Source organism: Streptomyces sp. SAT1, assembly GCF_001654495.1.
GTDB lineage: Bacteria > Actinomycetota > Actinomycetes > Streptomycetales > Streptomycetaceae > Streptomyces > Streptomyces andamanensis.
In genome coordinates, this window is record NZ_CP015849.1 from 4349626 (window position 1) to 4375978 (window position 26353).

24 protein-coding genes and 1 pseudogene are annotated in these 26353 nt (G+C 74.9%); 18 read left to right on the forward strand and 7 right to left on the reverse strand.

Annotated features, from left to right (window positions below; all coding sequences use genetic code 11):
• Positions 1 to 92: 92 nt before the first annotated feature.
• The 3 genes from glmS (at position 93) to A8713_RS18890 (ending at position 2673) form a co-directional block, all read left to right on the forward strand.
• Entirely contained in the window at positions 93 to 1940 is a 1848-nt protein-coding gene (gene glmS, locus A8713_RS18880) for a glutamine--fructose-6-phosphate transaminase (isomerizing) (protein ID WP_064534667.1), read from the forward strand.
• A 110-nt stretch (positions 1941 to 2050) separates the two neighbouring features.
• Positions 2051 to 2266: a DUF4287 domain-containing protein gene (locus tag A8713_RS18885; protein WP_064534668.1), complete on the forward strand. Its 216-nt coding sequence runs from the start codon at positions 2051 to 2053 to the stop codon at positions 2264 to 2266.
• Positions 2267 to 2301: 35 nt separating this feature from the next.
• Positions 2302 to 2673 carry a holo-ACP synthase gene (locus tag A8713_RS18890; protein ID WP_018564833.1) on the forward strand — a complete coding sequence of 124 codons (372 nt, stop codon included), beginning with the start codon at positions 2302 to 2304 and terminating at the stop codon, positions 2671 to 2673.
• Positions 2674 to 2692: 19 nt separating this feature from the next.
• On the opposite strand, the gene A8713_RS18895 is transcribed toward A8713_RS18890, so the two are convergent.
• Entirely contained in the window at positions 2693 to 4483 is a 1791-nt protein-coding gene (locus A8713_RS18895) for a PP2C family protein-serine/threonine phosphatase (RefSeq protein ID WP_064534669.1), read from the reverse strand.
• A gap of 119 nt (positions 4484 to 4602) precedes the next feature.
• Between A8713_RS18895 and A8713_RS18900 the strand changes: the two genes are divergently transcribed.
• The 5 genes from A8713_RS18900 (at position 4603) to A8713_RS18920 (ending at position 9636) form a co-directional block, all read left to right on the forward strand.
• Positions 4603 to 6057, forward strand: coding sequence for an NAD(P)H-hydrate dehydratase (locus A8713_RS18900; RefSeq protein WP_064537579.1), 1455 nt, complete (start codon positions 4603 to 4605; stop codon positions 6055 to 6057).
• 78 nt (positions 6058 to 6135) lie between these two features.
• A complete protein-coding gene (gene alr, locus A8713_RS18905; RefSeq protein WP_064534670.1) occupies positions 6136 to 7332 on the forward strand; it encodes an alanine racemase in 1197 nt (398 codons plus the stop codon).
• Between the two features lie 112 nt (positions 7333 to 7444).
• Entirely contained in the window at positions 7445 to 8722 is a 1278-nt protein-coding gene (locus A8713_RS18910; RefSeq protein ID WP_064534672.1) for an alpha/beta fold hydrolase, read from the forward strand.
• Positions 8694 to 9239 (forward strand): tRNA (adenosine(37)-N6)-threonylcarbamoyltransferase complex ATPase subunit type 1 TsaE, encoded by a 546-nt coding sequence (gene tsaE, locus A8713_RS18915; protein ID WP_064534674.1) that lies wholly within the window; start codon positions 8694 to 8696, stop codon positions 9237 to 9239. Before A8713_RS18910 ends, tsaE begins: the two co-directional genes overlap by 29 nt.
• Before the next feature lie 214 nt (positions 9240 to 9453).
• The gene (locus A8713_RS18920; protein ID WP_064534676.1) at positions 9454 to 9636 is read left to right on the forward strand and encodes a hypothetical protein; all 183 of its coding nucleotides are present in this window, start codon (positions 9454 to 9456) and stop codon (positions 9634 to 9636) included.
• Positions 9637 to 9638: 2 nt separating this feature from the next.
• Here the strand turns inward: A8713_RS18920 and A8713_RS18925 are convergent, their stop codons facing one another.
• Complete coding sequence (locus tag A8713_RS18925; RefSeq protein ID WP_237305408.1) at positions 9639 to 10202, reverse strand: hypothetical protein; 564 nt, start codon at positions 10200 to 10202, stop codon at positions 9639 to 9641.
• A gap of 806 nt (positions 10203 to 11008) precedes the next feature.
• On the opposite strand from A8713_RS18925, the gene tsaB reads away from it, so the two are divergent.
• Genes tsaB through A8713_RS18945 form a run of 4 tightly spaced genes read left to right on the forward strand, consistent with a single transcriptional unit; the run spans position 11009 to position 13572 of the window.
• Complete coding sequence (tsaB, locus tag A8713_RS18930; RefSeq protein ID WP_064534680.1) at positions 11009 to 11662, forward strand: tRNA (adenosine(37)-N6)-threonylcarbamoyltransferase complex dimerization subunit type 1 TsaB; 654 nt, start codon at positions 11009 to 11011, stop codon at positions 11660 to 11662.
• 44 nt (positions 11663 to 11706) lie between these two features.
• Positions 11707 to 12180, forward strand: a complete 474-nt coding sequence (gene rimI, locus A8713_RS18935) for a ribosomal protein S18-alanine N-acetyltransferase (protein WP_107440809.1) — start codon at positions 11707 to 11709, stop codon at positions 12178 to 12180.
• The gene (gene tsaD / locus A8713_RS18940; RefSeq protein WP_064534684.1) at positions 12173 to 13309 is read left to right on the forward strand and encodes a tRNA (adenosine(37)-N6)-threonylcarbamoyltransferase complex transferase subunit TsaD; all 1137 of its coding nucleotides are present in this window, start codon (positions 12173 to 12175) and stop codon (positions 13307 to 13309) included. The genes rimI and tsaD overlap by 8 nt, the downstream gene beginning before the upstream one ends.
• Positions 13306 to 13572, forward strand: coding sequence for a hypothetical protein (locus tag A8713_RS18945; protein WP_064534686.1), 267 nt, complete (start codon positions 13306 to 13308; stop codon positions 13570 to 13572). Before tsaD ends, A8713_RS18945 begins: the two co-directional genes overlap by 4 nt.
• A gap of 270 nt (positions 13573 to 13842) precedes the next feature.
• Here the strand turns inward: A8713_RS18945 and A8713_RS18950 are convergent.
• A pseudogene (locus A8713_RS18950) lies at positions 13843 to 15093 on the reverse strand (glycoside hydrolase family 3 C-terminal domain-containing protein); the annotation flags it as partial.
• 246 nt (positions 15094 to 15339) lie between these two features.
• Here A8713_RS18950 and A8713_RS18955 point away from each other — a divergent pair.
• Complete coding sequence (locus tag A8713_RS18955; protein WP_173860980.1) at positions 15340 to 16344, forward strand: LCP family protein; 1005 nt, start codon at positions 15340 to 15342, stop codon at positions 16342 to 16344.
• Positions 16345 to 17403: 1059 nt separating this feature from the next.
• On the opposite strand, the gene A8713_RS18960 is transcribed toward A8713_RS18955, so the two are convergent.
• Complete coding sequence (locus A8713_RS18960; RefSeq protein ID WP_064534688.1) at positions 17404 to 18093, reverse strand: TetR/AcrR family transcriptional regulator; 690 nt, start codon at positions 18091 to 18093, stop codon at positions 17404 to 17406.
• Positions 18094 to 18177: 84 nt separating this feature from the next.
• On the opposite strand from A8713_RS18960, the gene A8713_RS18965 reads away from it, so the two are divergent.
• Positions 18178 to 19647: an MFS transporter gene (locus A8713_RS18965; RefSeq protein ID WP_064534690.1), complete on the forward strand. Its 1470-nt coding sequence runs from the start codon at positions 18178 to 18180 to the stop codon at positions 19645 to 19647.
• On the opposite strand, the gene A8713_RS18970 is transcribed toward A8713_RS18965, so the two are convergent.
• The gene (locus A8713_RS18970; RefSeq protein WP_064534692.1) at positions 19629 to 20057 is read right to left on the reverse strand and encodes a large conductance mechanosensitive channel protein MscL; all 429 of its coding nucleotides are present in this window, start codon (positions 20055 to 20057) and stop codon (positions 19629 to 19631) included. The genes A8713_RS18965 and A8713_RS18970 overlap by 19 nt on opposite strands.
• Before the next feature lie 146 nt (positions 20058 to 20203).
• The gene (locus A8713_RS18975) at positions 20204 to 21400 is read right to left on the reverse strand and encodes a class I SAM-dependent methyltransferase (RefSeq protein ID WP_064534694.1); all 1197 of its coding nucleotides are present in this window, start codon (positions 21398 to 21400) and stop codon (positions 20204 to 20206) included.
• Between the two features lie 90 nt (positions 21401 to 21490).
• On the opposite strand from A8713_RS18975, the gene A8713_RS18980 reads away from it, so the two are divergent.
• The 4 genes from A8713_RS18980 to groL all read left to right on the forward strand — a co-directional run bounded on the left by A8713_RS18980 (position 21491) and on the right by groL (position 25603).
• Positions 21491 to 22432 carry a polysaccharide deacetylase family protein gene (locus A8713_RS18980; protein WP_173860871.1) on the forward strand — a complete coding sequence of 314 codons (942 nt, stop codon included), beginning with the start codon at positions 21491 to 21493 and terminating at the stop codon, positions 22430 to 22432.
• On the forward strand, positions 22429 to 23262 hold the full coding sequence (locus A8713_RS18985; RefSeq protein ID WP_064534696.1) for a polysaccharide deacetylase family protein: 834 nt from the start codon (positions 22429 to 22431) through the stop codon (positions 23260 to 23262). Before A8713_RS18980 ends, A8713_RS18985 begins: the two co-directional genes overlap by 4 nt.
• 292 nt (positions 23263 to 23554) lie before the next feature.
• Positions 23555 to 23863 (forward strand): co-chaperone GroES, encoded by a 309-nt coding sequence (groES, locus tag A8713_RS18990; RefSeq protein WP_009190181.1) that lies wholly within the window; start codon positions 23555 to 23557, stop codon positions 23861 to 23863.
• Positions 23864 to 23980: 117 nt separating this feature from the next.
• Entirely contained in the window at positions 23981 to 25603 is a 1623-nt protein-coding gene (groL, locus tag A8713_RS18995) for a chaperonin GroEL (RefSeq protein WP_064534698.1), read from the forward strand.
• 118 nt (positions 25604 to 25721) lie between these two features.
• Here the strand turns inward: groL and A8713_RS19000 are convergent, their stop codons facing one another.
• Positions 25722 to 26159 carry an ATP-binding protein gene (locus A8713_RS19000; RefSeq protein ID WP_064534699.1) on the reverse strand — a complete coding sequence of 146 codons (438 nt, stop codon included), beginning with the start codon at positions 26157 to 26159 and terminating at the stop codon, positions 25722 to 25724.
• Positions 26160 to 26353: the final 194 nt, after the last annotated feature.

A 26353-nucleotide genomic window follows, 5' to 3' on the forward strand; every position in this document is an offset into this window, starting at 1 on the left:
GGCCGCGCGAGGTTCGTACCCCCGTGGGAATTTCCGAATTCGGGCAGGCGGCGGCCGGTTTCGAAGGGTGACGGGCCGTAAGGTGCGGAGGCATGTGCGGAATCGTGGGATATGTGGGTGTGCAGTCGGCGCTCGACGTGGTGATGGCGGGGCTGCGGCGGCTGGAGTACCGGGGGTACGACTCGGCGGGGGTGGCGGTGCTCGCGGACGGCGGGCTCGCGGCGGCCAAACGGGCCGGGAAGCTGGTCAATCTGGAGAAGGAGCTGGTGGAACGGCCGCTGCCGACCGGGTCCACCGGCATCGGGCACACCCGGTGGGCGACCCACGGCGGGCCCACCGACGCCAACGCGCACCCGCACCTCGACAACGCCGGGCGCGTCGCGGTCGTGCACAACGGGATCATCGAGAACTTCGCGCTGCTGCGCGCCGAACTCGCCGAGCGCGGTCACGGCCTGGCCTCCGAGACGGACACCGAGGTCGTCGCGCATCTGCTCGCCGAGGCGTTCTCCTCGTGCGCGGATCTCGCCGAGGCCATGCGGCAGGTGTGCCGGCGCCTCGAAGGGGCGTTCACGCTGGTGGCCGTGCACGCCGACGCGCCCGGTGTGGTCGTCGGCGCCCGCCGCAACTCGCCGCTGGTCGTGGGGGTCGGGGAGGGCGAGGCGTTCCTCGCCTCCGATGTCGCCGCGTTCATCGCGCACACCCGCTCCGCGATCGAACTCGGCCAGGACCAGGTCGTCGAACTGCGCCGGGACGGCGTCACCGTCACCGGCTTCGACGGACGGCCCGCCGAGGTCCGCTCCTACAACGTCGACTGGGACGCCGCCGCCGCCGAGAAGGGCGGCTACGACTACTTCATGCTCAAGGAGATCGCCGAGCAGCCCAAGGCGGTCGCCGACACCCTGCTCGGCCGGATCGACGCGGCCGGCTCGCTGACCCTGGACGAGGTGCGCATCGACGCCGCCGAGCTGCGCGAGACGGACAAGGTCGTCATCGTCGCCTGCGGTACGGCCTTCCACGCGGGCCTGATCGCCAAGTACGCCATCGAGCACTGGACCCGCGTCCCCTGCGAGGTCGAGCTGGCCAGCGAGTTCCGCTACCGGGACCCCATTCTCGACGCCCGGACGCTGGTCGTGGCCATCTCCCAGTCCGGGGAGACCATGGACACCCTGATGGCGCTGCGGCACGCCCGCGAGCAGGGCGCCCGGGTGCTCGCCATCTGCAACACCAACGGCTCCACCATCCCGCGCGAGTCGGACGCGGTGCTCTACACCCACGCCGGGCCCGAGGTCGCCGTCGCCTCCACCAAGGCGTTCCTGACCCAGCTGGTCGCCTGCTACCTGGTCGCCCTCTATCTCGGCCAGGTGCGCGGCACCCAGTGGGGCGACGAGATCCGCGCCGTCATCCGCGACCTCTCGCGCATCGGCGGCGCCGTCGAACGCGTCCTGGAGACCATGGAGCCGGTGCGGGAACTCGCCCGCTCGCTGGCGGAGAAGAACACCGTGCTCTTCCTCGGGCGGCACGTCGGGTACCCGGTCGCCCTGGAGGGCGCGCTCAAGCTCAAGGAGCTCGCGTACATGCACGCCGAGGGCTTCGCGGCCGGCGAGCTGAAGCACGGGCCGATCGCCCTCATCGACGAGGACCTGCCGGTCGTCGTGGTCGTCCCCTCGCCGCGCGGCCGGTCCCTGCTGCACGGCAAGATCGTCTCCAACATCCAGGAGATCCGCGCCCGGGGCGCCCGGACCATCGTGATCGCCGAGGAGGGCGACGAGGCGGTCGTCCCCTACGCCGACCACCTCATCCGCGTCCCGGCCACACCCACCCTGCTCCAGCCGCTGGTCGCCACGGTGCCCCTCCAGGTCTTCGCCTGCGAACTGGCCACCGCCCGGGGCAACGAGGTGGACCAGCCCCGCAACCTGGCGAAGTCGGTGACCGTGGAGTAGCGGGAGCGGTGCGGGGACGCGACCGGGAAGGCGGTGCGCGGCGATGAGTTCCGGCGCCGTTGTCAGTCCTATGGGTGATAGTCGTACCGACCGACGAAAGGACCCCGCCAATGACCGCCGCACCCGTCAAGGGCCCCGCCAGCTACTTCCCCTCCATCGAGAAGAAGTACGGCCGGCCGGTCGCCGAGTGGAAGGAACTGATCCGCTCCTCGCCGCCGGCCCGGCACATGGAACTGGTCGCCTGGCTCAAGACCGAGCACGGCCTCGGCCACGGCCACGCCAACGCCCTGGTGGCGCACACCCTGGCCGAGGACAGCGGCAAGTAGGGCTCCGGCGGGGCGAAGCCCCGTAGGGTCCCTCCATGAGCATCATCGGGGTCGGTATCGACGTGGCCGAGATCGACCGGTTCGCGGCGTCGCTGGAGCGGACGCCCGGACTGGTCGCCCGCCTCTTCGTGGAACGGGAACTGCTGCTGCCCAGCGGCGAGCGCCGGGGCATGGCCTCGCTCGCCGCCCGGTTCGCCGCCAAGGAGGCCGTGGCCAAGGCGCTCGGCGCCCCCGCCGGGCTGCTGTGGACGGACGCGGAGGTGTACGTCGAGGACAGCGGGCGGCCCCGGCTGCGGGTGAAGGGCTCGGTGGCGGCGCGCGCCGCCGAACTCGGCGTACGGTCCTGGCACCTCTCGCTCAGCCATGACGCGGGCGTGGCCTCCGCCGTCGTCGTCGCGGAGGGGTAGCCGGCGCCGCGACGGCGCGTCAGCCTCCTTTCCCCTCCCGCGCGTCCGGGTCCACCACGCGGAACGCCAGCACCGTCGCGTCGTCCTCCGCGTGCGGGCCGGTGAGACCGTCGACCAGGTCCCGCACGAAGGCGTCGAGCGCGTCGCGCCCCGGCGGGACGCCGCCCGCCGCGCCCCGCGCGACGGCCCGCAGCAGCCGCGCGGAGTCCCGGTCGAGGTCGGAGCCGCGGCGCTCGATCAGGCCGTCCGAGTAGAGCAGCACCACGTCCCCGGGGCGCAGCGGCGTCTCCGCCGCCGTGTACGTCTCCTCCGGCAGCACGCCCAGCGGCATGCCGGGGCCGCCCGGGGGCGGATCGAGCAGCCGGGGCTCGCCGTCGCGGACCAGGACCGGCACCGGGTGGCCCGCGCAGGTCCAGCGCAGCAGCCGGTGGTCGGGGTGGTAGCGGGCGATGACCGCGGTGGCGGTGGACTCCTCGCCGTCGTCGCAGGCGACCGCGTTGAGCCAGCCGGTGAGCCGTTCCACCCACTCGCCCGTGTACGCGAGACCGGCCAGCGCGTACCGCAGCTTCGCCATCAGCGTGACGGCGGCCAGGCCGTGGCCGCGGGCGTCGCCGAGCGCGACGAGCAGCTTGCCCGAGGGCAGTACACGGGTCTTGTACCAGTCGCCGCCGACCCGTGCGGCGCGCGCCTCGGGCCGGTAGACGGCCACCGCCTCCACGCCGTGCCGGGCCAGTTCCGCCGGGAAGCCGGGCAGGACGGCGTCGCGGAGCCGTTCGGCCACCTCGGCGACGGTGTCCGCGCGTTCCCGCTGGACCTGGGCCTCCCGGGTCGCCCGCTCGGCCAGCGCGTGGCTGCGCCGGTCGGAGGTGGCGTCGTGCAGCACCGCGCGCACCGCCCACACCGGCCCCGAGGTGAGCCGTACCGGCTCGGCGACGAGATGGACGATCCGGTCGTCGGGACCGGTCAGGCGCAGGTCGCACTCCGCCACCGGCGCGCTCAGCAGGATGTCGTGGACGGCCCGGTACAGCGCGTCCAGGCTCCGCGGTGTCAGCCGCCGCCCCAGCTCCAGCAGGCCGGGCGGCGGCTCGCCGTCGGGCGCCCCGAGGACGTGCCCGAACCCGGAGGACACCTCGACGGCGCCGTCGCCCAGGCTCCACTCGGCCCAGCAGACCCCCACCAGGCGCTGCGCCTCCTGCGCCATCAGGGACTCGTGGCCGCGTTCCCAGCTGACCAGCAGCAGATCGTCCGCAGGCGTCACCCGCACCTCGCTGCTGACCCGGACGGTGAGCCCGTCCGGGCCCGGCAGCGGCCACTCGGCGGCCTCCGGGCCCTGCGGCCGGCCGGTGCGGCAGACCTCGTCGAGCAGCCGGGGCACGGCGGTGCCGGCCAGGGTGGGGAAGCGCTCGAACAGCGGTACCGGGCCGGACCAGGGCGCCAGCCCGCCGGGCGGCAGGATCCGGGCGGCGTACTCGCGGGCGGCCCGGTTCTGGCCCACGTAGAGGAACCGGTCGTGCGGGTTCAGCGCGCCGGGCAGCGGGCGGATCACCGTGACCGGGACCGGCAGCGAGTCGAGCAGGGTCCGCACGGCCTCGCCCACCGGCGCGGCGGCGGGGCGGGGGAGCGCGCCCGTGCCGGTGCCGCCGCCCTGGTCCCGCCCGGCGGCCCCGCACGCGCTCACATGCCTGCCGATCCGGAAGCGCTGCTCGGCCAGGAGCAGCTCCAGGGCCTGGAGGCGCTGCCGGCGCGCCGCGTCGTCACCGGGCGCCGCCCATGGGGGCGAGGCGCCGGAACCCGCCGGGTCCTCGGCCATGCGCCCGCCTCCCTCCGGGGTCCCGCCGCCGTGTCCGCCGGTGTGCGCCGCGTCGCGTCGTCACCGGGACCACCGGGTTCCCGTGCGGCACCGGACGTATGCGGGGCAGACTCGACGACATGCGTATCGCCCACAGCGTCGAGACGGTCAGAACAGCCGAGCGCGCCCTCGTGGCGCGGCTGCCCGAGGGGGCGCTCATGCAGCGCGCCGCCGCCGGGCTCGCCGCCGCCTGCGCGGACCTGCTCGGGCGGGTGTACGGCCGCCGGGTGGTGCTGCTGGTGGGCAGCGGCGACAACGGCGGCGACGCGCTGTACGCGGGCGCCCGGCTGGCCCGCCGCGGCGCCGGGGTCACCGCGGTCGAACTCGCCCCCGGCCGCACCCATCCGGGCGGACTCGCGGCCCTGCGGCGCGCGGGCGGCACGGTCACCCGCGCGGACGCGGGACCGGCCGCGGTCGACCGGGCCGACCTGGTCGTCGACGGGATCGTGGGCATCGGCGGCAGGGGCGGGCTGCGCCCCGAGGCGGAACAGCTGGCCGGGCACGCGGCCCGCGCCCGTGCCGCCGTGGTCGCCGTCGACCTGCCCAGCGGGGTCGAGGCGGACAGCGGCGAGGTGCGCGGGGCGGCCGTCCGCGCCGACCTGACCGTCACCTTCGGCACGCACAAGCCGGGGCTGCTGGTCGACCCGGCCCGCGAGTACGCCGGTACGGTCCGGCTCGTCGACATCGGCCTGGGCGCCGAACTGCCCGCCGACCCCGAGCTGGAGGCGCTCCAGCACGCCGACGTGGCCGCGCTGCTGCCGCGCCCGGCCGCCGAGAGCGACAAGTACCGGCGGGGCGTGGTCGGGGTCGCCGCGGGCTCGGCCCGCTATCCGGGCGCGGCGGTGCTCGCGGTGTCGGGCGCGCTGCGCGGCGGGGCGGGCGCCGTACGGTACGTCGGCCCGGCCGGGGAGGCGGTGATCGCCCGGTTCCCGGAGACCCTGGTGTCCGACCGGGGGCCGCGCGAGGCGGGCCGGGTCCAGGCGTGGGTGGTGGGCCCGGGGGCCGGGGACGACGCGGCGACGGTGGCCGAGGTGCTGGCGTCACCGGTGCCCGTGCTGCTGGACGCGGACGGGCTGCGGCTGGCCGGCCGCGCCGCCGTACGGGACCGCGAGGCGCCCACCCTGATGACCCCACACGCGGGCGAGGCCGCCGCCCTGCTGGGGGTGGCGCGCGAGGAGGTCGAGGCGGCCCGGCTGTCCGCCGTGCGGGAGCTGGCCGCCGCCTACCGGGCGACCGTGCTGCTGAAGGGCTCGACCACGCTCGTCGCCGGTCCGGACGGCGGTCCCGTCCGGGTCAACCCGACCGGCACCCCGTACCTCGCCACGGCCGGCAGCGGCGATGTGCTGTCCGGTCTCGCGGGCTCCCTGCTGGCGGCCGGGCTCTCCCCCCTGGACGCGGGCAGCGCGGGCGCCTACCTGCACGGACTCGCCGGCCGCTTCGCCTCGGCCGGCGCCCCCGCAGGCGCCCACGACGTCGCGGCCGCGATCCCGGACGCCTGGCGGGACGTACGGGACGTACCGGACGCACGGGGCTGAGGTGACCGCCCGCGGCCCGGACCCCCGGCCGCGGGACCTCCCGCCGCCCCGGAGGCCCTCTGAGAGACTGGGGGCGCGATGAACGAGACAGCACACCCGCGGACGGCCCCGCTGCGCGCCCGCGCCGAGATCGATCTGGCCGCTCTGCGGGCCAACGTGCGGACCCTGCGCGAGCGGGCGCCCGGCGCCGCCCTGATGGCCGTGGTCAAGTCCGACGCGTACGGCCACGGCGCCGTGCCGTGCGCCCGCGCGGCCGTCGCCGCCGGTGCCACCTGGCTCGGCACCGCCACGCCCGAGGAGGCGCTGGCGCTGCGCGCGGCCGGGCTCCCGCCCGAGCAGGTCCGGGTGATGTGCTGGCTGTGGACGCCGGGCGGCCCGTGGCGGGAGGCGATCGAGGCCGACGTGGACATGTCGGTGAGCGGGCTGTGGGCCATGGCGGAGGTGCGGGAGGCCGCGCGCGCCGCCGGACGGCCCGCCCGGGTGCAGCTGAAGGCCGACACCGGGCTCGGCCGCAACGGCTGCCAGCCCGCCGACTGGCCCGCGCTCGTCGCCGAGGCCCTGCGCGCCGAGGCCGAGGGCCTGGTCCGGATCACCGGACTGTGGTCCCACTTCGCCTGCGCCGACGAGCCGGGGCACCCCTCGATCGCCGCGCAGCTCGACCGGTTCCGCGAGATGACCGCGTACGCCGAGGCGCGGGGCGTGCGCCCCGAGGTGCGGCACATCGCCAACTCGCCCGCCACGCTCACCTTGCCGGAGACCCACTTCGACCTGGTCCGTACGGGCATCGCCGTCTACGGCCTCTCGCCCAGCCCCGAACTGGGCACCCCGGCCGACTTCGGGCTGCGCCCGGTGATGACCCTGTCCGCCTCCCTGGCCCTGGTGAAGCACGTGCCCGGCGGGCACGGCGTCAGCTACGGGCACCATTACGTCACCCCGGGCGAGACCACCCTCGGCCTGGTCCCCGTCGGCTACGCGGACGGCGTCCCGCGCCACGCCTCGGGCACCGGGCCGGTGCTGATCGGCGGCAAGTGGCGCACGGTCGCCGGCCGTATCGCCATGGACCAGTTCGCCGTCGACCTGGGCGGCGACGAACCGGAGACCGGGTCCGAGGCCGTGCTGTTCGGGCCGGGCGACCGGGGCGAGCCCACCGCCGAGGACTGGGCGCAGGCCGCAGGCACCATCGCGTACGAGATCGTCACACGCATCGGAACACGCGTCCCCCGCGTCCATCTCCACGAGACCCGCCCCCGAGGGGCGGCGGGCGAGCAGGAGTAGCGGCCGGAGGGGCGCGGTCCGGCCGGGGCGCCCAGGACACCCCGGCGGGACGGCCCCGGACGAGCAGAACACGGCACGGCACACGCCGGACCGTCACACGGAGGAGCGGTACGTGAGCGAGAGCAGTGCGGCTGCCGGCGCCTCGGGGGCGTTCGGCGGCTGGCGCAGGGCGACCGGTATCGCGGGCGCCGCGATAGGCGTGGTGGCGGCGGGCGCCGCCGCCACCGTCGCCGTCGAACGGATGACCGTGGGCCGGAACATGCGCAGGAAGGCCCGGCTCGCCCTGGACTCGGCGGGGCCGTACGGATCGCTGCGCGGCACCCCGGGACGGGCGTACGCCGACGACGGCACCGAGCTGTACTACGAGATCGACGAGATCGCCGAGGCCGACAAGGCCGACAAGGCCGACGAGACCGACGACCTCGACCCGGCCGCCGAGGCGCTCTCCGAGCGCCGCCGCCGGCTCTTCGGGCTGAAGGCCCCCGCGCCCGTGACCGTCGTCTTCAGCCACGGCTACTGCCTCGGCCAGGACTCCTGGCACTTCCAGCGTGCCGCGCTGCGCGGGGTGGTCAGGTCCGTGTACTGGGACCAGCGCAGCCACGGCCGGTCCGGGCGGGGCGTGGCCCAGAGCCGGGACGGCGTGCCGCTCACCATCGACCAGCTGGGCCGCGATCTGAAGGCCGTCCTCGACGCCGCCGCGCCCGAGGGCCCGGTCGTGCTGGTCGGGCACTCCATGGGCGGGATGACCGTGATGGCCCTGGCCGCCCAGTACCCGGAGCTGATCAGGGACCGGGTCGTCGCCACCGCCTTCGTGGGCACCTCCTCGGGGCGGCTGGGCGAGGTCAACTTCGGGCTGCCGCTGGCCGGGGTCAACGCGGTGCGGCGGGTGCTGCCCGGTGTGCTCAAGGCGCTCGGGCAGCGCGCGGAGCTGGTGGAGCGGGGGCGGCGGGCCACCGCCGACCTGTTCGCCGGGGTCATCAAGCGGTACTCCTTCGCCGGGCGGGACATCGACCCGGCCGTCGCCCGGTTCGCCGAGCGGATGATCGAGAGCACCCCCATCGACGTGGTCGCCGAGTTCTACCCGGCCTTCACCGACCACGACAAGACCGAGGCGCTGGCCCTCTTCGCCCGGCGGCCGGTGCTCGTGCTGGCCGGGGTGCAGGACCTGGTCACGCCCAGCGAGCACAGCGAGGCCATCGCGGATCTGCTGCCCGACGCCGAGCTGGTGCTGGTGCCGGACGCCGGGCACCTGGTGATGCTGGAGCACCCGGAGGTCGTCACCGACCGGCTCGCCGACCTGCTGACCCGGGCGGGCGCGGTCCCGGCAGGCGCTACCGTGGGTGAACATGGAAAGGCCAGCAATGCCAGCAGCACCGCACAGCGCGGCTGACCCCGTGTCCGTCGAGCTCACCCTCACCGCCGCCGAGCAGACGCGGGAGCTGGGCCGCCGGCTCGCCGGTCTGCTGCGCGCGGGCGACCTCGTGATGCTCAGCGGGGAGCTGGGCGCGGGCAAGACCACGCTGACCCGCGGACTCGGTGAGGGCCTGGGCGTGCGCGGCGCCGTCACCTCCCCGACCTTCGTGATCGCCCGGGTGCACCCGTCGCTCGGCGACGGGCCGCCGCTCGTCCACGTCGACGCGTACCGCCTGGGCGGCGGGCTCGACGAGATGGAGGACCTCGATCTGGACGTCTCGCTGCCGGACTCGGTGATCGTCGTCGAGTGGGGCGAGGGCAAGGTCGAGGAGCTGACCGAGGACCGCCTCCAGATCGCCATCCACCGCTCGACCGGGACGGCTTCCGAGGCCGGGGAGGCGGACGACGAGACGCGTCGGCTGACGGTGACCGGGATCGGCCCGCGCTGGTCGGCCGCGGATCTGAGCGTCCTCACCGCCCAGGACAGGTCCTAGGGCCTGTCGGCGCCGGGGGAGCGGCTGTCCGTCACGACAGGGGCCGGCTTCCCCTCGCTCTTCGTTTCGCCCTTCCCTCGGCCCTTCCCTCCGCCCTTCGTTCCGACAGACTGTCGGCAAGCCTTGCGTCGCGGCTCCCGGGCGTGGTCACATGGTATCCAGCTCGTGGTTAGGTCTACCTAACTACGCCCGCCCCCGGCCCTAGGAGGCGTCCATGCCGGCTGCCGAGAACCCGCCCCGCCCGTACCCGGTCAAGCCGGTCACCGGGGTGAGCATGCGCGACCTGCTGGCCTCCTGCGCCGCGGCCGAGGCCGTCTCGCGCCCGCCGCGTGCCCCGGAGCCCGCCGAGGGGCGCCCGGTCCCCCGTCCGGTGGAAGAGCAGAGGCGCGCGGCGTAGCCCTATCGGATGACGACGATCTTCTGGCCGATCGTCGCGAACATCCACATCGTCTCGCCGTCCGGCCGCGACTCGCGGATGCCGCCCGTCTGCACGGAACCGGACGTGTCCGCCTCGGGCGGCGTGCTGTCCACGGCCGCGCTGAAGCCGATCACGACCCCGTTGACACTCGCGAACCGGACGACGTGCTCGACGGGGACGCCGTCCGTGCCGGTGACCGCCTTGGAGCGCGAGGTGACCGCGTAGGTGCCCGGTGCCGGGTCCACGGTGCCCGGGACGACCTTGAAGCTGTTCTCCACCCGGCCGCCCGCGCCGACCAGCCAGACCCGGTCGTCGTCCACCGAGTACACGACCCGCTCGCCCGTGCCGGAGCCGGCCGGCAGGGCCGCCGGGTGGAGCCGGTCGCGGGGCGCCTTGCTGGCGCTCGCCGCGGCCGTCGCCGAGGCGCCCGGCCGGCCGGACAGGTCCGGCGGTACGTTCGCCTGCGCCCGGTAGGCGAGGAACCCGACCGTGACGACGGCGGCGGCGGTGAGCCCGGCCACGAATCCCGCGCTGCTCCTTGCCACGGTTGCCCACCTTTGTATCGGTTGCTGCACCACTCGCCTGTCTTGCGACGGTAGCAGTCGCAATGTTCCCCACCGGGGCGCCCGGCCCGCCACCAGGGGCCGTGTCGGCCCTGGGGCGGTGCGGGGGCGGTGCCGGTGTGGTGCGGGGCGGTGGGGGCGGCGGTGCCGGTGCGGGGCGGCGCGGGGCGGGGTGGTGCCTGGGCGGTGCGGGCGGCGGTCCGGCCGGTGGGGCCTGTGCTGGTCCGGCCGGTGGGATGCCGGCCGGCCTTCCGGTGGGGCCTGTGCTGGTCCGGCCGGTGGGGAGTGGGGGCTGCGCCGGTTCTGCGTCGGCCCACCCGTGGCCCGCTCCACTTCGTGCCCCGGCCCTACGGCCCCCTGCCGGCTCGCTGTCTCCCTGGTCCCCCGGTCTCCCTGCCGGTCTGCCGTCCGGCCCGCGCTCGGGGCCGCCCGTCCAGTCCGCGCTTGGGTCTGCTGACTGGTCTCCTGCCTGGTCTGCTGCTCTGTTGCCGGGCCTTGCGCGCCGGTCCGGCGTCCGGCCTGCGGCGGGACCGTGCCCGGTCTGCCACGGGGACCGGCACGCTCCCGCCACGGGGCCCGGTCTGCCCGCTGCCCTGGTCAGCACCCGCGGCCCCCGGCTCGCGCCTCCACCGTCTGTCCGCCCGCGTCCCCGCCCAAGGCCCGGCACCGCCTCGCCGCCCTGCCTCCAGGCCCCGGCCCCCGGTGTCCCGCCCCCGCGCCCTGCCCTCTCCAGGCCCCCGTCCGCCCGCCGCGTCCCCCACCACTCCCCGGCGCCGTAGGCTGTTCGCGTGCTCTTGCTCGCTCTGGATACCGCCACCCCCGCCGTCACCGTCGCCCTGCACGACGGGGCGGCCGTCATCGCCTCGTCGAGTCAGGTCGACGCGCGCCGGCACGGGGAGCTGCTGCTTCCGGCCGTCGACCGGGTCCTGACCCGGGCCGGTGTCACGCTGGACGCCGTCACGGGCGTCGTGGCGGGCATCGGCCCCGGCCCCTACACCGGACTGCGCGTCGGCCTGATGACCGCCGACACCTTCGGGCTCGCGCTCGGCGTCCCCGTGCACGGCGTGTGCACGCTCGACGGGCTCGCCTACGCGGCCGACGTCCCCGGCCCCTTCGTGGTGGCCACCGACGCCCGCCGCAAGGAGGTCTACTGGGCGCGCTACGCCGACTCGCGGACCCGGCTGACCGATCCGGCCGTCGACCGGCCCGCCGACATCGCCGAGCAGGTCGCGGGCCTGCCCGCGGTCGGCGCCGGCGCGCTGCTCTACCCGGACACCTTCCCGAAGGCGCACGAGCCCGAGCACGTGTCGGCCGCCGCCCTCGCCTCGCTGGCCGCCGAGAAGCTGGCCGCGGGCGAGGAGCTGCCCGCCCCCCGCCCGCTGTACCTGCGCAGGCCGGACGCGCAGGTGCCCAAGAACTACAAGGTGGTCACCCCGAAGTGACCGGAGCGACGACGAACCGGGCCGCCGGGCACACGCTGCGCGAGATGCGCTGGTGGGACATCGACCCGGTGCTGGATCTCGAGAAGGAACTCTTCCCCGAGGACGCCTGGTCACGGGGCATGTTCTGGTCCGAGCTGGCGCACTCGCGCGGCCCGGAGGCCACCCGGCGCTATCTGGTGGCCGAGGCGGAGGGCCGCATCGTCGGCTACGCGGGGCTGGTCGCCTCCGGCGGCCAGGGCGACGTGCAGACCATCGCGGTCGTCCGCGACCTCTGGGGCAGCGGGCTCGGCGCCCGGCTGCTGACCGAGCTGCTGCGGGCCGCGACCGCCTTCGAGTGCACCGAGGTGATGCTGGAGTGCCGCGTGGACAACATCCGCGCGCAGAAGCTCTACGAGCGCTTCGGCTTCGCCCCCATCGGGGTCCGCAGGGGCTACTACCAGCCGGGGAACGTGGACGCCCTGGTGATGTGCCTGTCCGACCCCTCCGCCTCCGTACAAGGAACCGAGATCCATGGCTGACCCGCGCGACGAGCCTCTCGTCCTCGGTATCGAGACCTCCTGCGACGAGACCGGTGTCGGCGTCGTCCGCGGCACCACCCTGCTGGCGGACGCCGTCGCCTCCAGCGTCGACGAGCACGCCCGCTTCGGCGGCGTCGTGCCCGAGGTCGCCTCCCGCGCCCACCTGGAGGCGATGGTGCCCACCATCGACCGCGCGCTGAAGGAGGCCGGGGTGAGCGCCAGGGACCTGGACGGCATCGCGGTCACCGCGGGCCCGGGACTGGCCGGGGCGCTGCTGGTGGGCGTGTCGGCGGCGAAGGCGTACGCCTACGCGCTCGGCAAGCCGCTGTACGGCGTCAACCACCTCGCCTCGCACATCTGCGTGGACCAGCTGGAGCACGGCCCGCTGCCCGAGCCGACCATGGCGCTGCTGGTCTCCGGCGGCCACTCCTCGCTGCTGCTGTCCGCCGACATCACCTCCGACGTGCGGCCGCTGGGCGCGACGATCGACGACGCGGCGGGCGAGGCGTTCGACAAGGTCGCCCGCGTGCTGAACCTCGGCTTCCCGGGCGGCCCGGTCATCGACCGCTACGCGCGCGAGGGCGACCCGGCGGCCATCGCCTTCCCGCGCGGTCTGACCGGTCCGCGCGACGCCGCCTACGACTTCTCCTTCTCCGGTCTGAAGACGGCGGTGGCCCGCTGGATCGAGGCCAGGCGGGCGGCCGGTGAGGAGGTCCCGGTGCGGGACGTGGCGGCGTCCTTCCAGGAGGCGGTCGTGGACGTCCTCACCCGCAAGGCCGTACGCGCCTGCAAGGACGCGGGCGTGGACCATCTGATGATCGGCGGCGGTGTGGCCGCCAACTCCCGGCTGCGCGCCCTCGCCCAGGAGCGCTGCGAGGCGGCCGGTGTCCGGCTGCGCGTGCCCCGCCCCAAGCTGTGCACGGACAACGGCGCGATGGTGGCGGCGCTCGGCGCCGAGATGGTCGCCCGCAACCGCGCGGCCTCCGACTGGGACCTGTCCGCGGACTCCTCCCTGCCGGTGACCGACCCGCACGTGCCGGGCACGTCCCAGCCGCACGGGCACGGCCATGGTCACGGGCACAGCCACGACCATGTGCACGAGGTCAGCAAGGAGAACCTGTACTCGTGACCGTCGCGCTGATGTGGGAGGCCCGCGCGGCCGAGGGCCGCGGCGGCGAACTCCTCGACTGGGCCCGGCGCCAGACGCTCCCTCAGGAGCCGCTGCGCCGCGAGACGTTCCGCGCCCCGCAGGACCGGGTGCTCGTCATCACCTGGTGGGACGCCGCCGGTCTCGGCGCCGATCTCCCGGAACTGCCCGAGCCCGCACCGGGGTTGGTGACCAGGGCCGTCCACCGCTGGCGCTTCGAGCAGGTCGAGGACGGGGCGCGGTAGGCGAGTTGGCGTACCGCCCCGCGTCTACGCTATGATCATCACACAGCAAGCGGCCGGAAAACGGCCCGCGAGCAGTGCGTTGGTGGTCCAAGGAAAGACGCCCCGCTTCCTGCGGGGAGATGCAGGTGCAAGGCCGGCCCAGCGCTCGATCAGACCCCGTCCCGGTTCGTCCGGGGCGGGGTCTTGTGCTGTCGCTGTCCAGCGGCAGGGGCGGCGCCGTGTGCCGTACGGGTCCGGCCGGGACGCCGCGCACCGGCCGGACCCCGCCGCTCACTGCACCGCCGTCACCCGCGCCTCGCAGCGCAGCCGCCGGTCCGGGCCCACCTCCCGCACCGGGCCCGTCAGGGTCAGCCGGACCGTGTGCCGCACGTCCGTGCTGGAGGCGGCCAACCGCAGTTCCAGTGCGCCCGGTTCGACGATCCGGCGGCCGGTGCGGCCGGTGAAGGCCGACAGGTCGGCGTGGAAGCCGAACGTGACCCGGCGGGCCTCGCCGGGGGCCAGCTCCAGCCGCTGATAGCCGATCAGGCGGACATCGGGCCGGGTCACCGAGGCCACCGGGTCGTGCAGATAGAGCTGGACCACCTCGGCGCCCGCCCTCCCGCCCGTGTTGCGGACGACCAGCGACAGGTCGTATCCGCCGTCCGTGCCGATCGCCGCCGCCTCGTCGCCGTCGCCGTCGCCGTCGCCGCCACCGACGGCGTCCGCCGTCCAGGCGAACGTCGTGTACGAGCGGCCGTGCCCGAACGGGTACAGCGGGGTCGGGTCCAGGCTGCTCACCTCGCCGACCAGGCCCAGCGGCGGCTGGAGATAGGTCCAGGGCTGGCCGCCGGGACCGCGCGGCACGCTCACCGGGAGGCGGCCGGACGGGTTGACCCGGCCCGACAGCACGCCCGCCACCGCGGGGCCGCCCTCCTCGCCGGGGAAGAACGCCTGCACGACGGCGCCCAGCCGGCCCGCCCAGCGGCCCAGCGCGTAGGGGCGGCCGGTGAGCAGCACCAGGACGACGGGCACCCCCGTGGCGACCAGCGCGTCCAGCAGCGCGCCCTGCGCGCCGGGCAGCGCGAGGTCCGCCACGTCGCAGCCCTCGCCGGAGGTGCCGCGCCCGAACAGGCCCGAGCGGTCGCCCAGCACGGCCACGCACACCTCGGCCTGCGCCGCGCGGGCCACGGCCGCCGCGAAGCCGGTGGTGTCCGGGTCCGCGACGCCGCAGCCCTCGGTGAACGTCACCCGGGCGTCCGGCAGTTCGCCGCGCAGCGCCTCCAGCAGGGTGGGGATCGCGATGCCCAGGGGCACCTCGGGGTGCTGGGCGCCGACGTGGGAGGGGAAGGAGTAGCAGCCGAGCATCGCCAGGGCGTCGTCCGCGCGCGGGCCGACCACCGCGATCCGGGCGGCGGGGGAGAGGGGCAGCAGGCCGCCGGGGTTGTCGAGGAGCACCACCGACTCCTCGGCCAGGCGGCGGGCCACGGCGCGGTTCTCCGGCGGGTCCAGGCCGACGGGTCCGGCGGGCGGCTCCGGGTCCCAGCCGGCGAAACTTTCGGAGGGGGTGGCGAGGAGTGGGTGTGGAACGGGCGAGGAGTGGGCGAGGAGTGGTTGAAGATGAGATTTTCCCGAGAAAGACGTCGTGGTGACGACTTCCTGACATCCCGCTCATAATTCGGACGTACGTTCCTGCCTGTGAGGGGACACACGGCGGGGAACGCGGCGGAGCCCGCTCCGGAGACGGGGCACACGGCTGAGGACGCCGGGGGACGCAGGGGGAGGCGGCGCCTGCGGGCCGCCGCGCTGGTGCTGGCCGGGGTCGTGGTGCTGGGTACGGCCACCGCGGGCTGGGCCTACTGGCATCTGAACCAGAACATCACCGGCGTCGACATCGACGGCGCGCTCGGCGACGACCGCCCGGCACGCCCGGCCGCCGGCCCGGCGGAACCGGCCGCGTCCGGCGCCCCGGCCACCGCGCCGCCCCTGCCGAGCGGTGCCCTCAACCTGCTCGTCCTCGGCTCCGACTCGCGCAGTGGCGCCAACCGGGCGCTGGGCGGGGGCGACAGCGAGGGTGCCCGCTCCGACACGGCGATGGTGGTGCACATCGACGCGGGCCGTACCTCGGCCACCGTGGTGAGCATCCCGCGCGACACGCTGGTGACCCGGCCGTCCTGCCCGCTGGCCTCGGGCGGCTCCACGGCACCGGCGTACCAGGCGATGTTCAACACCGCCTACGAGGTGGGCGGTCCGGTGTGCGCGGTCAAGACGGTGGAGGCCATGACCGGCGTCCGCATGGACCACTACCTGGAGCTGGACTTCACCGGCTTCGCGAAGCTGGTCGACGCCCTCGGCGGAGTCACCGTCACCACGGACCAGGACATCGACGACGACCAGAGCCATCTGCACCTGAAGGCGGGCACCCACCGGCTCGACGGCACCCGGGCCCTCGCCCTGGCCCGCACCCGGCACGGCATCGGCGACGGCAGCGACCTGGGCCGCATAGGGCTCCAGCAGCAGTTGGTGACCGCGCTGCTGAAGGAGGTCTCCAGCACCGGCCTGCTCACCGACCCGGCCCGCCTCTACCGCGTCGCGGACGCGGTCACCGGCAGCCTCACCACGGACACCGGCCTGGACTCGCTCCCCGAACTGATGAGGCTCGGCCAGAGCCTGAAGGGCCTGCCCGACGGCAAGGTCCGCACCGTGATGATGCCGGTGGTGCAGGCCCCCTCCGACCACAACCGGGTGGTGGCGAAGGAACCGGCGGCCGACGAACTGTGGGCCTCGCTGCGCTGAGACGACGGCGCCGGGCAGGGGGCGGTTCGGACCCGGCCCTGGGCGGTTCGGGCTCAGCCCTGAGCGGTTTGGACCCGGCCCCAAGCGGCTGGACCCGGCCCCGCCGCCCGCGCCTGGCGCGGCGCCGCCCGGCCTGGACCCGGCCCGGAGTGGCCCGCGTCCGGGCGTCGCCCGGCCCGCGCCAGGCTTGGAGTGGGCTGGGCCCGGTGTCACACGGCCTGCGCCTGACGCGGGTGGCCGTGACCGGCGCTGACCGGCCCCGAGGCCGGCGGGACACGGCCCGCGTCCGGCGCCGACCGGTCTGGGCCCGGCGTCCGCCGGTCTGGGCTGGGCCCGGAGCGGCCGGCGCTCGGCAAGGAGCGGGCTGAGTCCGGTGTTGTACGGTCCGGCCTGGCGGAGAGCGGCTGTGTCCGGCGCGGGCCGGCCCGCGTTCGGCCCTAGCTGCCCTAGCTGCCCTAGCTGCCCTAGCTGCCCTAGCTGCCCTAGCTGCCTGAGCCGGATGCGGAACGGCCCGCACCCGGGCCCCGCACACTCCACGCCTCGCGGTGAGCGGCCCGCGCCCCCGTCCGGCGCCGATCAGCCCGTGTCTGGGCGCCCCGCGCCCCCGGTCGGCGCCGGTCGACCCGTGCCCGGCACGGAGTGCCCTGGGTCCGGTGCCGCACGCACGTACCTCGTGGCGGGCGGCCCGTGGCGAGCGGCGCGCGCCCGGTTCCGAGTTGGCTCGGGCCCGGCCCCGATGGCCCCGCATGGGGCGCGGGACGGCCCGCGCCCGGCTCTCAGCGGGTCGAGCGTGGGCACCAACGCGGCCCGCGCTGGCGCCCACCGGCCCGCACCCGCTTTCGAGCGCCCCGCGCCCGCCTGCCCCGCCTGCCCCGCGCCCCACGGCGCCCTCCTCGCGGCGAGCGGCCCGCACCCGGATCTGCCCGCACCCGGGCCTGCCCGCACCCGGCCCGTGCCCCGCGGTGAGCGTCCCGCGTCCCGCGCCCCACGGCCCCGCGCCGAGTGGCCTGCCCCCGGCGCTGTGCGCCCCGCGCCCTGTCCTCCGGCCCCGCGTCCGGTTCAGTCCCCTCGGCCCTGCGCCAGCAGCCCGTCCACCACCGCCGCGAGCTGGCCCGCCACGTCGTAGTCCGCGGTGGCCAGGTCCTCCCAGCGCTCGGACAGGGCGGTCAGCCGCGGGTAGCGGTCGGCGTCCTCGGGGGTCAGGAGGGTGGGGAACAGGTCCGGCCGGTCCGGGTCGGCGCCGCGCCGGGCGGCGGCGCGGCGGAAGACCAGGTCGCCGTGGACGACGTACCACAGGGTGCGGTAGGCGAACACGGCCTGCTCCTGTGTCAGGCCGCAGGCCATCGCGGAGTCGACGATCTCCTCGGGCATCCACAGGGCGTTCTTGTCCGTGACGTCCCCGAGGCTCAGCACGTCCACGACCCAGGGCATGCCGCTGAGCAGCGCGTGCATGTGCAGGGCGGTGGCCAGGACGCGGTCGCGCGGCGCGGTGGGGAGCTCGGGGCGCGGCACCGTGGCGGCCAGGCCGGCGACCGTGAGCATCAGCAGTTCCCGCTTGTCGCGCACATGGTGGTACAGCGCCATCGGGGTCGCGCCGACCTCCTTGGCGACCCGGCGCATGGACACCGCCTCGACGCCCTCCTCCTGGAGGATCCGCCGGGCCGCCGCCACGATCTGCCCGGCCTCGATCCGCCGCGGCCGCCCCGCCGCCCGTTTCGCTGTGCGCTCGCGCGCCTGGTTCTCCGCCACCCCCGCATTCTCCTCGTTCTCCCCGCCCGGCACCCGGACCTCGGGGATCGCGCTTTTTTATACGCGTATAGTAACGTCATCGGCATGGTGAACTCCCAGACGCGCCACACCCCTTCCGCGCCCTCTCCCTGGCTGCTGCCGGTGCTGCTCACCGTGCAGTTCCTGGTCTCCCTCGACATGTCCGTCGTCAATGTCGCGCTGCCCGGCATGGGGCGCGGTCTGCACTTCGGCCCCGGCTCGCTGACCTGGGTCGTCAACGCCTACGCCCTGACCTTCGGCGGCCTGCTGATGTTCGGCGGGCGGCTCGCCGACGTGGTGGGGCGGCGCCGGGTGCTCGTGGCCGGCTTCGTCGTCTTCGGCGCGGCGAGCCTGGCCGGCGGGCTCGCCCAGTCGCCCGGCGCGCTGATCGCCGCCCGCGCCGCGCAGGGCGTGGGCGCCGCCGCGCTGGCCCCGGTCGGCCTCGCCCTGCTCACCGTGAGCTGCCCGCCGGGCCCCGCCCGCTCCCGCGCCCTCGGCCTGTGGGGCGCCGCGGGCGCGGTCGGCGGCGCGGTGGGCGTGCTGGCCGGCGGACTGCTCACCGACTGGTTCGGCTGGCGCGCGGTGATGCTGGTCAACGTGCCCTTCGTGGTGGCCGTCCTGGCGGTCACCGGCCGCGCCGTACCCGCCGACACGCCCGCCGCCGCGCGGCGGGCCCCGCGCCCCCGCCTCGACCTCACCGGTGCCCTGCTGGTCACGGCCGGGACCGTGCTGCTCGTCCTCGGCCTGGTCAGGACCGAGACGTACGGCTGGGCGTCCTGGCGCACGGCCGCCGTGCTGGGCGCGGCGGCGGTGCTGCTCGCCGCGTTCGTGGTGACCGAGGCGCGCACCGCCGCCCCGCTGCTGCGGCTCGGGCTGCTCGGCACCGGTCCGGTGCTGGCGGCGAACGTCTTCGGGCTGCTGATGTCGGCGGGCCAGTTCGCCGCCTTCTACTTCACCTCGCTCTACCTCCAGCAGGTCCTCGGCTACGGTCCGACCGCCACCGGCTCGGCCTTCCTGCCGTTCTGCGCGGGCGTGGTCGTGGGCTCGGCGCTGGCGGCCCGCGCCATCGGCCGCTACGGGCCCCGGGTGCTGCTGACGGCGGGCGGGCTGCTGGGCGCGGCCGGGCTCGCCTGGTTCGCGGCGGCGGCCGCGGTGGACGGCGGCTTCGCGGGTTCGGTGCTCGGCCCGTCGGCCGTGGCCAGCGTGGGCATCGGGCTGTGCTTCGTGCCGCTGGGCACCGCGGCCACCGGGTCCGTCGCCGCCGGGGAGGCGGGCATGGCCTCCGGGCTGCTGAACAGCTCACGGCAGGTCGGCGGCGCGGTGGGGCTCGCCGTCCTCGGTACGGTCGCCGCGCACGCCTCGGGGGCGGCGCCGGACGCCGTCGCTCTGGTGCACGGCTTCTCGGCGGCGTACTGGACGGCGGCCGGGCTGCTCGCGGCGGGGGCGCTGGCGGCGGCGGCGCTGTACGGGCGCGGCGGCCGGGCCGGCCAGGCGCCCGCCGCCGACGCGGCGCCCGCTCAGGCGGCCGCGGGCTGATCCGTACCGCAGTAGCGGCACTTGGTCGCGGCCTTGGGCAGATCCTCCGACAGGCACGCCGGGCACGTCTTGGCGGGCCCCGGGTCGCCGAAGACCCTGACGCCCCGGCGGGTCTGGAAGTGCTTGTACGGAACGACGATCAGGAAGTACACGACCGCCATGAAGATGATGAAGTAGATCAGCGCCGAGATGAACGCGCCGAGGTCCAGATAGGTCGCCTTGTTGCCGGTACGGCCGAGCTGCCAGCCGAGGCCGGGCGAGGAGTTGCCCTGCGCGCGGGCGATGATCGGGTTGATCACGAAGTCGGTGAACGCCTTGATCAGCGTGCTGAAGGCCAGCGCCACGATCAGGCCGACGGCCACGACCACGACATCGCCGCGCATCAGGAAGTTCTTGAAACCCCGCAGCATGGACGGTCCTCGCTTCCCGGCGGACCGCGCGCACCGGCGGCACCCGCCGTGCCGCCCGCCGCGACCAGTCTCCGGGCGCGCGGGCGGCGCCCGCATCCCGGGCGCCGCCGATCGGGGGAGCGGGGCGCCCGCCGGGTGCCGGTGCGTCAGGGGCGGGGCGCCGGGTGGCCGAGAAGCATCGTGGGGGCGCCCGCCACCCGGGTGAGGAAGACGGTCGCCGGGTTCCGGCCGCACGGCCTGGGCAGCGCCTTGCGGCGCAGTTCCTCCGGTTCGACGGCCGAGCCGCGCTTCTTCACGGTCAGCGCGCCCACCTCGCGCTCGCGCAGCAGCGCCTTCAGCTTCTTGACGTTGAAGGGCAGCCGGTCGGTGATCTCGTACGCGGTGGCGTACGGGGTGGGCCGCAGCACGTCGGAGGTGACGTAGGCGATGGTCTCGTCGATCAGGCCGCCGTCGAGCCCGGCGGCGGCCTCGGCGACCAGGTGGGAGCGGATGACGGCGCCGTCCGGTTCGTACAGGTAGCGGCCCACCGGCCGCACCGGCGGGTCGGGCAGGCCCCGGCCGCGCAGCGTGTGCGGTCCCGGCAGCAGGGTCGCGCGCACCAGGCCCGGCTCGGTGCCGAACCACAGCACCGCCTCCTTCACGTCCCCGCCGTCGGAGATCCACTCGGCCTCGGCCTGCGGCGGCACCGCCTCGTGCGGGATGCCGGGCGCGACCTTCAGCGCGGCGCGCGGGGCCTTCAGCGCCGCCCCCACGGCCCAGGAGAGCGAGGGCGAGTAGCTCTCCGGGTCGAAGATCCGGCCCCGGCCGCCGCGCCGCGCGGGATCGACGAACACCGCGTCGTACGCGGACGTGTCGACCTCCGTCACATCCGCCTCGCGGACCTCGATCAGCCCGGCGAGCCCCAGCGCCTCGGCGTTCGCGCGGGCCACCGCCGCCGTCACCGGGTCCCGGTCCACGGCGAGGACCCGGATCCCGGCGCGGGCCAGGGCGATCGCGTCGCCGCCGATGCCGCAGCACAGGTCCGCGAGCGAGGTCACGCCCAGCTCCGCGAGCCGCGCCGCGCGGTGGGCGGCCACGCTCGCCCGGGTGGACTGCTCGACCCCGTTCGGGGTGAAGAACATCCGGTCCGCGTCCGCCGCGCCGAACTTCGCGGCCGCCCGCTGCCGCAGCCGGGCCTGCCCGAGCGCGGCCGACACCAGGGCGGCGGGGTGGTCGCGGCGCAGCCGGGTGGCGACGGCGAGTTCGTCGGCGGGCGCGGTGCCGCGCACCTCCTCCAGGAGGGCGCGGCCCTCGTCGGTGAGCAGTGCGGCGAAGGAGTTGAGCGGGGCGAGTGGGTCGGTCACCGGTTCATTGTCGGCCAGTCGGTGGACGGTGCGCGGCCGGCCGCGGTGTCGCCGCGGCTCAGGGGCGGCGGGCTGCGAGGATCCGGCGCCATGACCGTAGTAGTACAAAATGACAAAAAACGTCTCCGGGGTGCCCTGCGGCGCAAGGCGGCCCTGCACGCCGGACTCGGCGCCCTCGCCGTCGCCGCCCTCGTCTCCGGCTGCGCCGGACAGGACAGCACGGCGGTACGGCCCGCCCCCGGCCAGCAGCGCCTCCAGGCGCCCCCCGCCCGCGCCCTCGACTCCTACGCCTCCCGGCTCGCGACCTCCGCCGCGGCCCGCACCGCCGCCGCCAAGCGCTGGGGCCTGAGCCAGGCCCCGCTGCTGCCCCCGCCGCCCCCGGCCGTCAAACCGAAGATCCACGCCCGCGCCGGCTTCGAGGTGGACCACCAGGAGGACTGGGACCTGCCCCCGGTCTTCACCACCGTCCCCACCAAGGACAAGGTCCTCTTCCTCACCATCGACGACGGCGCCGAGAAGGACCCCGCCTTCCTGCGCATGATGAGCGAGCTGAAGGTCCCCTACACGGCCTTCCTCAGCAACTACCTCGTCCAGGACGACTACGGCTACTTCCGCAAGGCGCAGGCGCAGGGCAACACCCTCAACAACCACACCCTGCACCACCCGTACCTGCCGGGCCTGTCCTACGACGAGCAGAAGCACGAGATCTGCGACATGCAGGACATCATGCAGAAGCAGTTCGGCAAGCGCCCCCGGATGCTCCGCCCGCCCTACGGCAACTACAACCAGGACACCCTGCGCGCCGCCAAGTCCTGCGGCATCCGCTACGCGCCGATCTGGAACGAGGAGGTCTACGTCGACCACTGGGAGTTCCGCGAGGACGACAAGCGGCTGCGCCCCGGCGACATCGTGCTCACCCACTTCCGCGGGCGCGACGAGTGGGACGGCACCATGGCCGACGACATGCGCCGCTTCCTGAACTACGCGACGGCCGAGGGGTACGCGGTGGCCCGGCTGGAGGACTACCTGTGAGACCGCGGCCCCGGCCGCGGCGCACGGCCGCGGGCCTGCTCGCGGCCGTGCTGCTGCTGGCCGGCTGCGCCTCGTCCGTCGACCCGATCCAGCGCCTGGGCCGCAAGGCCGCGCAGCGGGTCGCCTCGCCGGCCGCGGCCTCCGACCGGCAGCCGTACCGCCGCTGGGGCCTCGCGGCCCCGCTGCCCGCGCCGCCGCGCCCGCCCGCCCGGCCGGCGGCCGCCACCGCCCGCCCCGCAGGACCGCCCCCGGTGGTCGACCACGTCGACACTCCCGACCGGGTCGTCTTCCTCACCTACGACGACGGCGCCGAGCGCGACGCGCGCTTCATCGTCATGGTCCGCGAACTGCGCCTGCCCGTCAGCATGTTCCTCACCGACAGCATCGCCGGACCCGGCTACGGCCACTTCGCGCGCCTGCGCTCGGCCGGCGCGGCGCTGGAGAACCACACCCTGGAGCACCCCGCCCTGCGCGGTCTGCCCTACGCCGGCCAGCGCGCCGAGATCTGCGGCCAGCGGGACAAGCTGCACGCCCGCTTCGGCGTCCGCTCCCGGCTGTTCCGGCCGCCCTACGGCTCCTACGACGCCACCACCCGGCGCGCCGCCGCCGCCTGCGGGGTGTCCGCGCTCGTCCTGTGGCGCGCCTCGCTGACCGAGACCGGGCTCCGCTTCACCCACGGCCGGCACGCCCTGCGCCCCGGCGACATCCTGCTGGTCACCTCGGACGACGACGACCTCGACGGGCCGACCCTGCGCGAGCGCACCACCCGCCTGCTGCGCGAGATCCAGCGGGACCGGCTGACGGTGGCGAGGCTCCAGGACTACCTGTGACCGCCCGCGGCGGCCTCCGACCGCCTCTGACCGCCTCTGATCACCTCCGGCTGCCTGTGACCGCCGGTGGACGAATGCCCTTCGCGGGAGGCGTCCCGGACCGACGCGCCACGAGGCAATTGGCACTCCGCTTGACCGAGTGCTAATCGCGGTCATAGTCTCGGCTCTGGCACTCCCCACCGGAGAGTGCCAACAACGCGACGGGCAGGTCCGGCACCCGCGACGACGGATCGACCTGGTCGCCACCTCAGACAGTTAACCCCGTGAGATCTCCGAAGGGGGAGGTCGGATCGTGACGACCGCCAGCTCCAAGGTTGCCATCAAGCCGCTCGAGGACCGCATTGTGGTCCAGCCGCTCGACGCCGAGCAGACCACGGCCTCTGGCCTGGTCATCCCGGACACCGCGAAGGAGAAGCCCCAGGAGGGCGTCGTCCTCGCCGTGGGTCCGGGCCGCTTCGAGGACGGCAACCGTCTTCCGCTCGACGTCAAGGTCGGCGACGTCGTGCTCTACAGCAAGTACGGCGGCACCGAGGTGAAGTACAACAACGAGGAGTACCTCGTTCTCTCGGCCCGCGACGTCCTCGCGATCATCGAGAAGTAAGTCACCTCAGCACTCCTGCTGTGAACTGCGCCCCTGGCCCCCGCGATCGATGAGAAGCCGGGCGCCCGGGGCGCAGTGTGTTCTTCACCCAAGATTTCCGAGAGGGCTCCCGCTGCCATGGCGAAGATCCTGAAGTTCGACGAGGACGCCCGTCGCGCCCTTGAGCGCGGCGTCAACAAGCTTGCCGACACGGTGAAGGTGACGATCGGTCCCAAGGGCCGCAACGTCGTCATCGACAAGAAGTTCGGCGCCCCGACCATCACCAACGACGGCGTCACCATCGCCCGCGAGGTCGAGATCGAGGACCCGTACGAGAACCTCGGTGCCCAGCTGGTGAAGGAGGTGGCGACCAAGACCAACGACATCGCGGGTGACGGCACCACCACCGCCACCGTGCTCGCCCAGGCGCTCGTGCGCGAGGGCCTGAAGAACGTCGCGGCCGGTGCCTCCCCGGCGCTGCTGAAGAAGGGCATCGACGCCGCGGTCAAGGCCGTCTCGGACGACCTGCTCGCCTCGGCCCGCCCGATCGACGAGAAGTCCGACATCGCCGCCGTGGCCGCGCTGTCCGCCCAGGACCAGCAGGTCGGCGAGCTGATCGCCGAGGCGATGGACAAGGTCGGCAAGGACGGTGTCATCACCGTCGAGGAGTCCAACACCTTCGGTCTGGAGCTGGACTTCACCGAGGGCATGGCCTTCGACAAGGGCTACCTGTCCCCGTACTTCGTCACCGACCAGGAGCGTATGGAGGCCGTCCTCGACGACCCGTACATCCTGATCAACCAGGGCAAGATCTCCTCCATCGCGGACCTGCTCCCGCTGCTGGAGAAGATCATCCAGGCGAACGCCTCCAAGCCCCTGCTGATCATCGCCGAGGACGTCGAGGGCGAGGCCCTGTCGACCCTGGTGGTCAACAAGATCCGCGGCACCTTCAACGCCGTCGCGGTGAAGGCCCCCGGCTTCGGCGACCGCCGCAAGGCGATGCTCCAGGACATGGCCGTCCTCACCGGCGCCACCGTCATCTCCGAGGAGGTCGGCCTCAAGCTCGACCAGGTCGGCCTGGACGTGCTCGGCTCCGCCCGCCGCATCACCGTCACCAAGGACGACACCACCATCGTCGACGGTGCCGGCAAGAAGGACGAGGTCGAGGGCCGCATCGCGCAGATCAAGGCCGAGATCGAGACCACCGACTCCGACTGGGACCGCGAGAAGCTCCAGGAGCGCCTCGCGAAGCTGGCCGGCGGCGTGTGCGTGATCAAGGTCGGCGCCGCCACCGAGGTGGAGCTGAAGGAGAAGAAGCACCGTCTGGAGGACGCCATCTCCGCGACCCGCGCCGCGGTCGAGGAGGGCATCGTCTCCGGTGGTGGCTCCGCCCTGGTGCACGCCGTGAAGGTCCTGGAGGGCAACCTCGACAAGACCGGCGACGAGGCCACCGGTGTCTCGGTCGTCCGCCGCGCCGCCGTCGAGCCGCTGCGCTGGATCGCGGAGAACGCCGGCCTGGAGGGCTACGTCATCGTCTCCAAGGTCGCCGAGCTGGAGAAGGGCAGCGGTTACAACGCCGCCACCGGTGAGTACGGCGACCTGGTCAAGGCCGGCGTCATCGACCCGGTCAAGGTCACCCGCTCCGCCCTGGAGAACGCCGCCTCCATCGCCTCCCTCCTGCTGACGACCGAGACCCTGGTCGTCGAGAAGAAGGAAGAGGAAGAGCCGGCCGCGGGCCACGGCCACGGCCACGCCCACTGATCGCTCCGCTGAACCGACGGCGCCCGGTCCCCTTCGGGGGGCTGGGCGCCGTCGTCTCTGTGGCTTGCCGGATTCTCCCCGTCCGCGTGCGGGGGAGGCGTGCCGTTCGATCCGCCGGTCACTTCCCCTCGACGGCTGCGGCGGCCACGACGGCCCACACGCCCTTGCCCGGCGCGCCGGGACGCGGGGCCACACCCCACTCCTTGGCGAGGGCCGCGACCAGGACCAGTCCCCGCCCGCCGTCCGCCTCAGCCGCCGGGTCCCCGTCCGTGCACGCCTCCCGCACGACGGGCAACCGCTCGCCCCGGGTGTCGTGCACCTCGATCCTGACCTGGTCGTCGCCGTCTCGCCGGGACAGGCGCAACTCGGCGTCCCGGCCCGGCACCCGGCCGTGAGTGACGGCGTTGGCGGCCAGCTCGGCGACGATCAGCTCGACGGTGTCGTGCACCGGTGTGCCGTACGGCCAGCCCCAGGCGTCCATCTGCTGAGAGGCGAGCCGCCGGGCCAGCCGGGCACCACGGGGCGTGGCGGTGAAACGGAGAGCGAAGGTGGTCATGACCCTGAGCGTTCCGCCTCCAACACCCCTCTGACCAGCCACGACACCTCTACAGTCACCCGCTGTGGGGTCGGGCCGACCCGCTGTCGGGGTTGTCGCCCTCGCGGACCGTGGTGCGGATTCCGGCACGGGGTGCTCCGGAGTGCGGGAACGGGCATGCTGGGTGAGGAAAGCTCGTGGCGAAAGACCTTCAC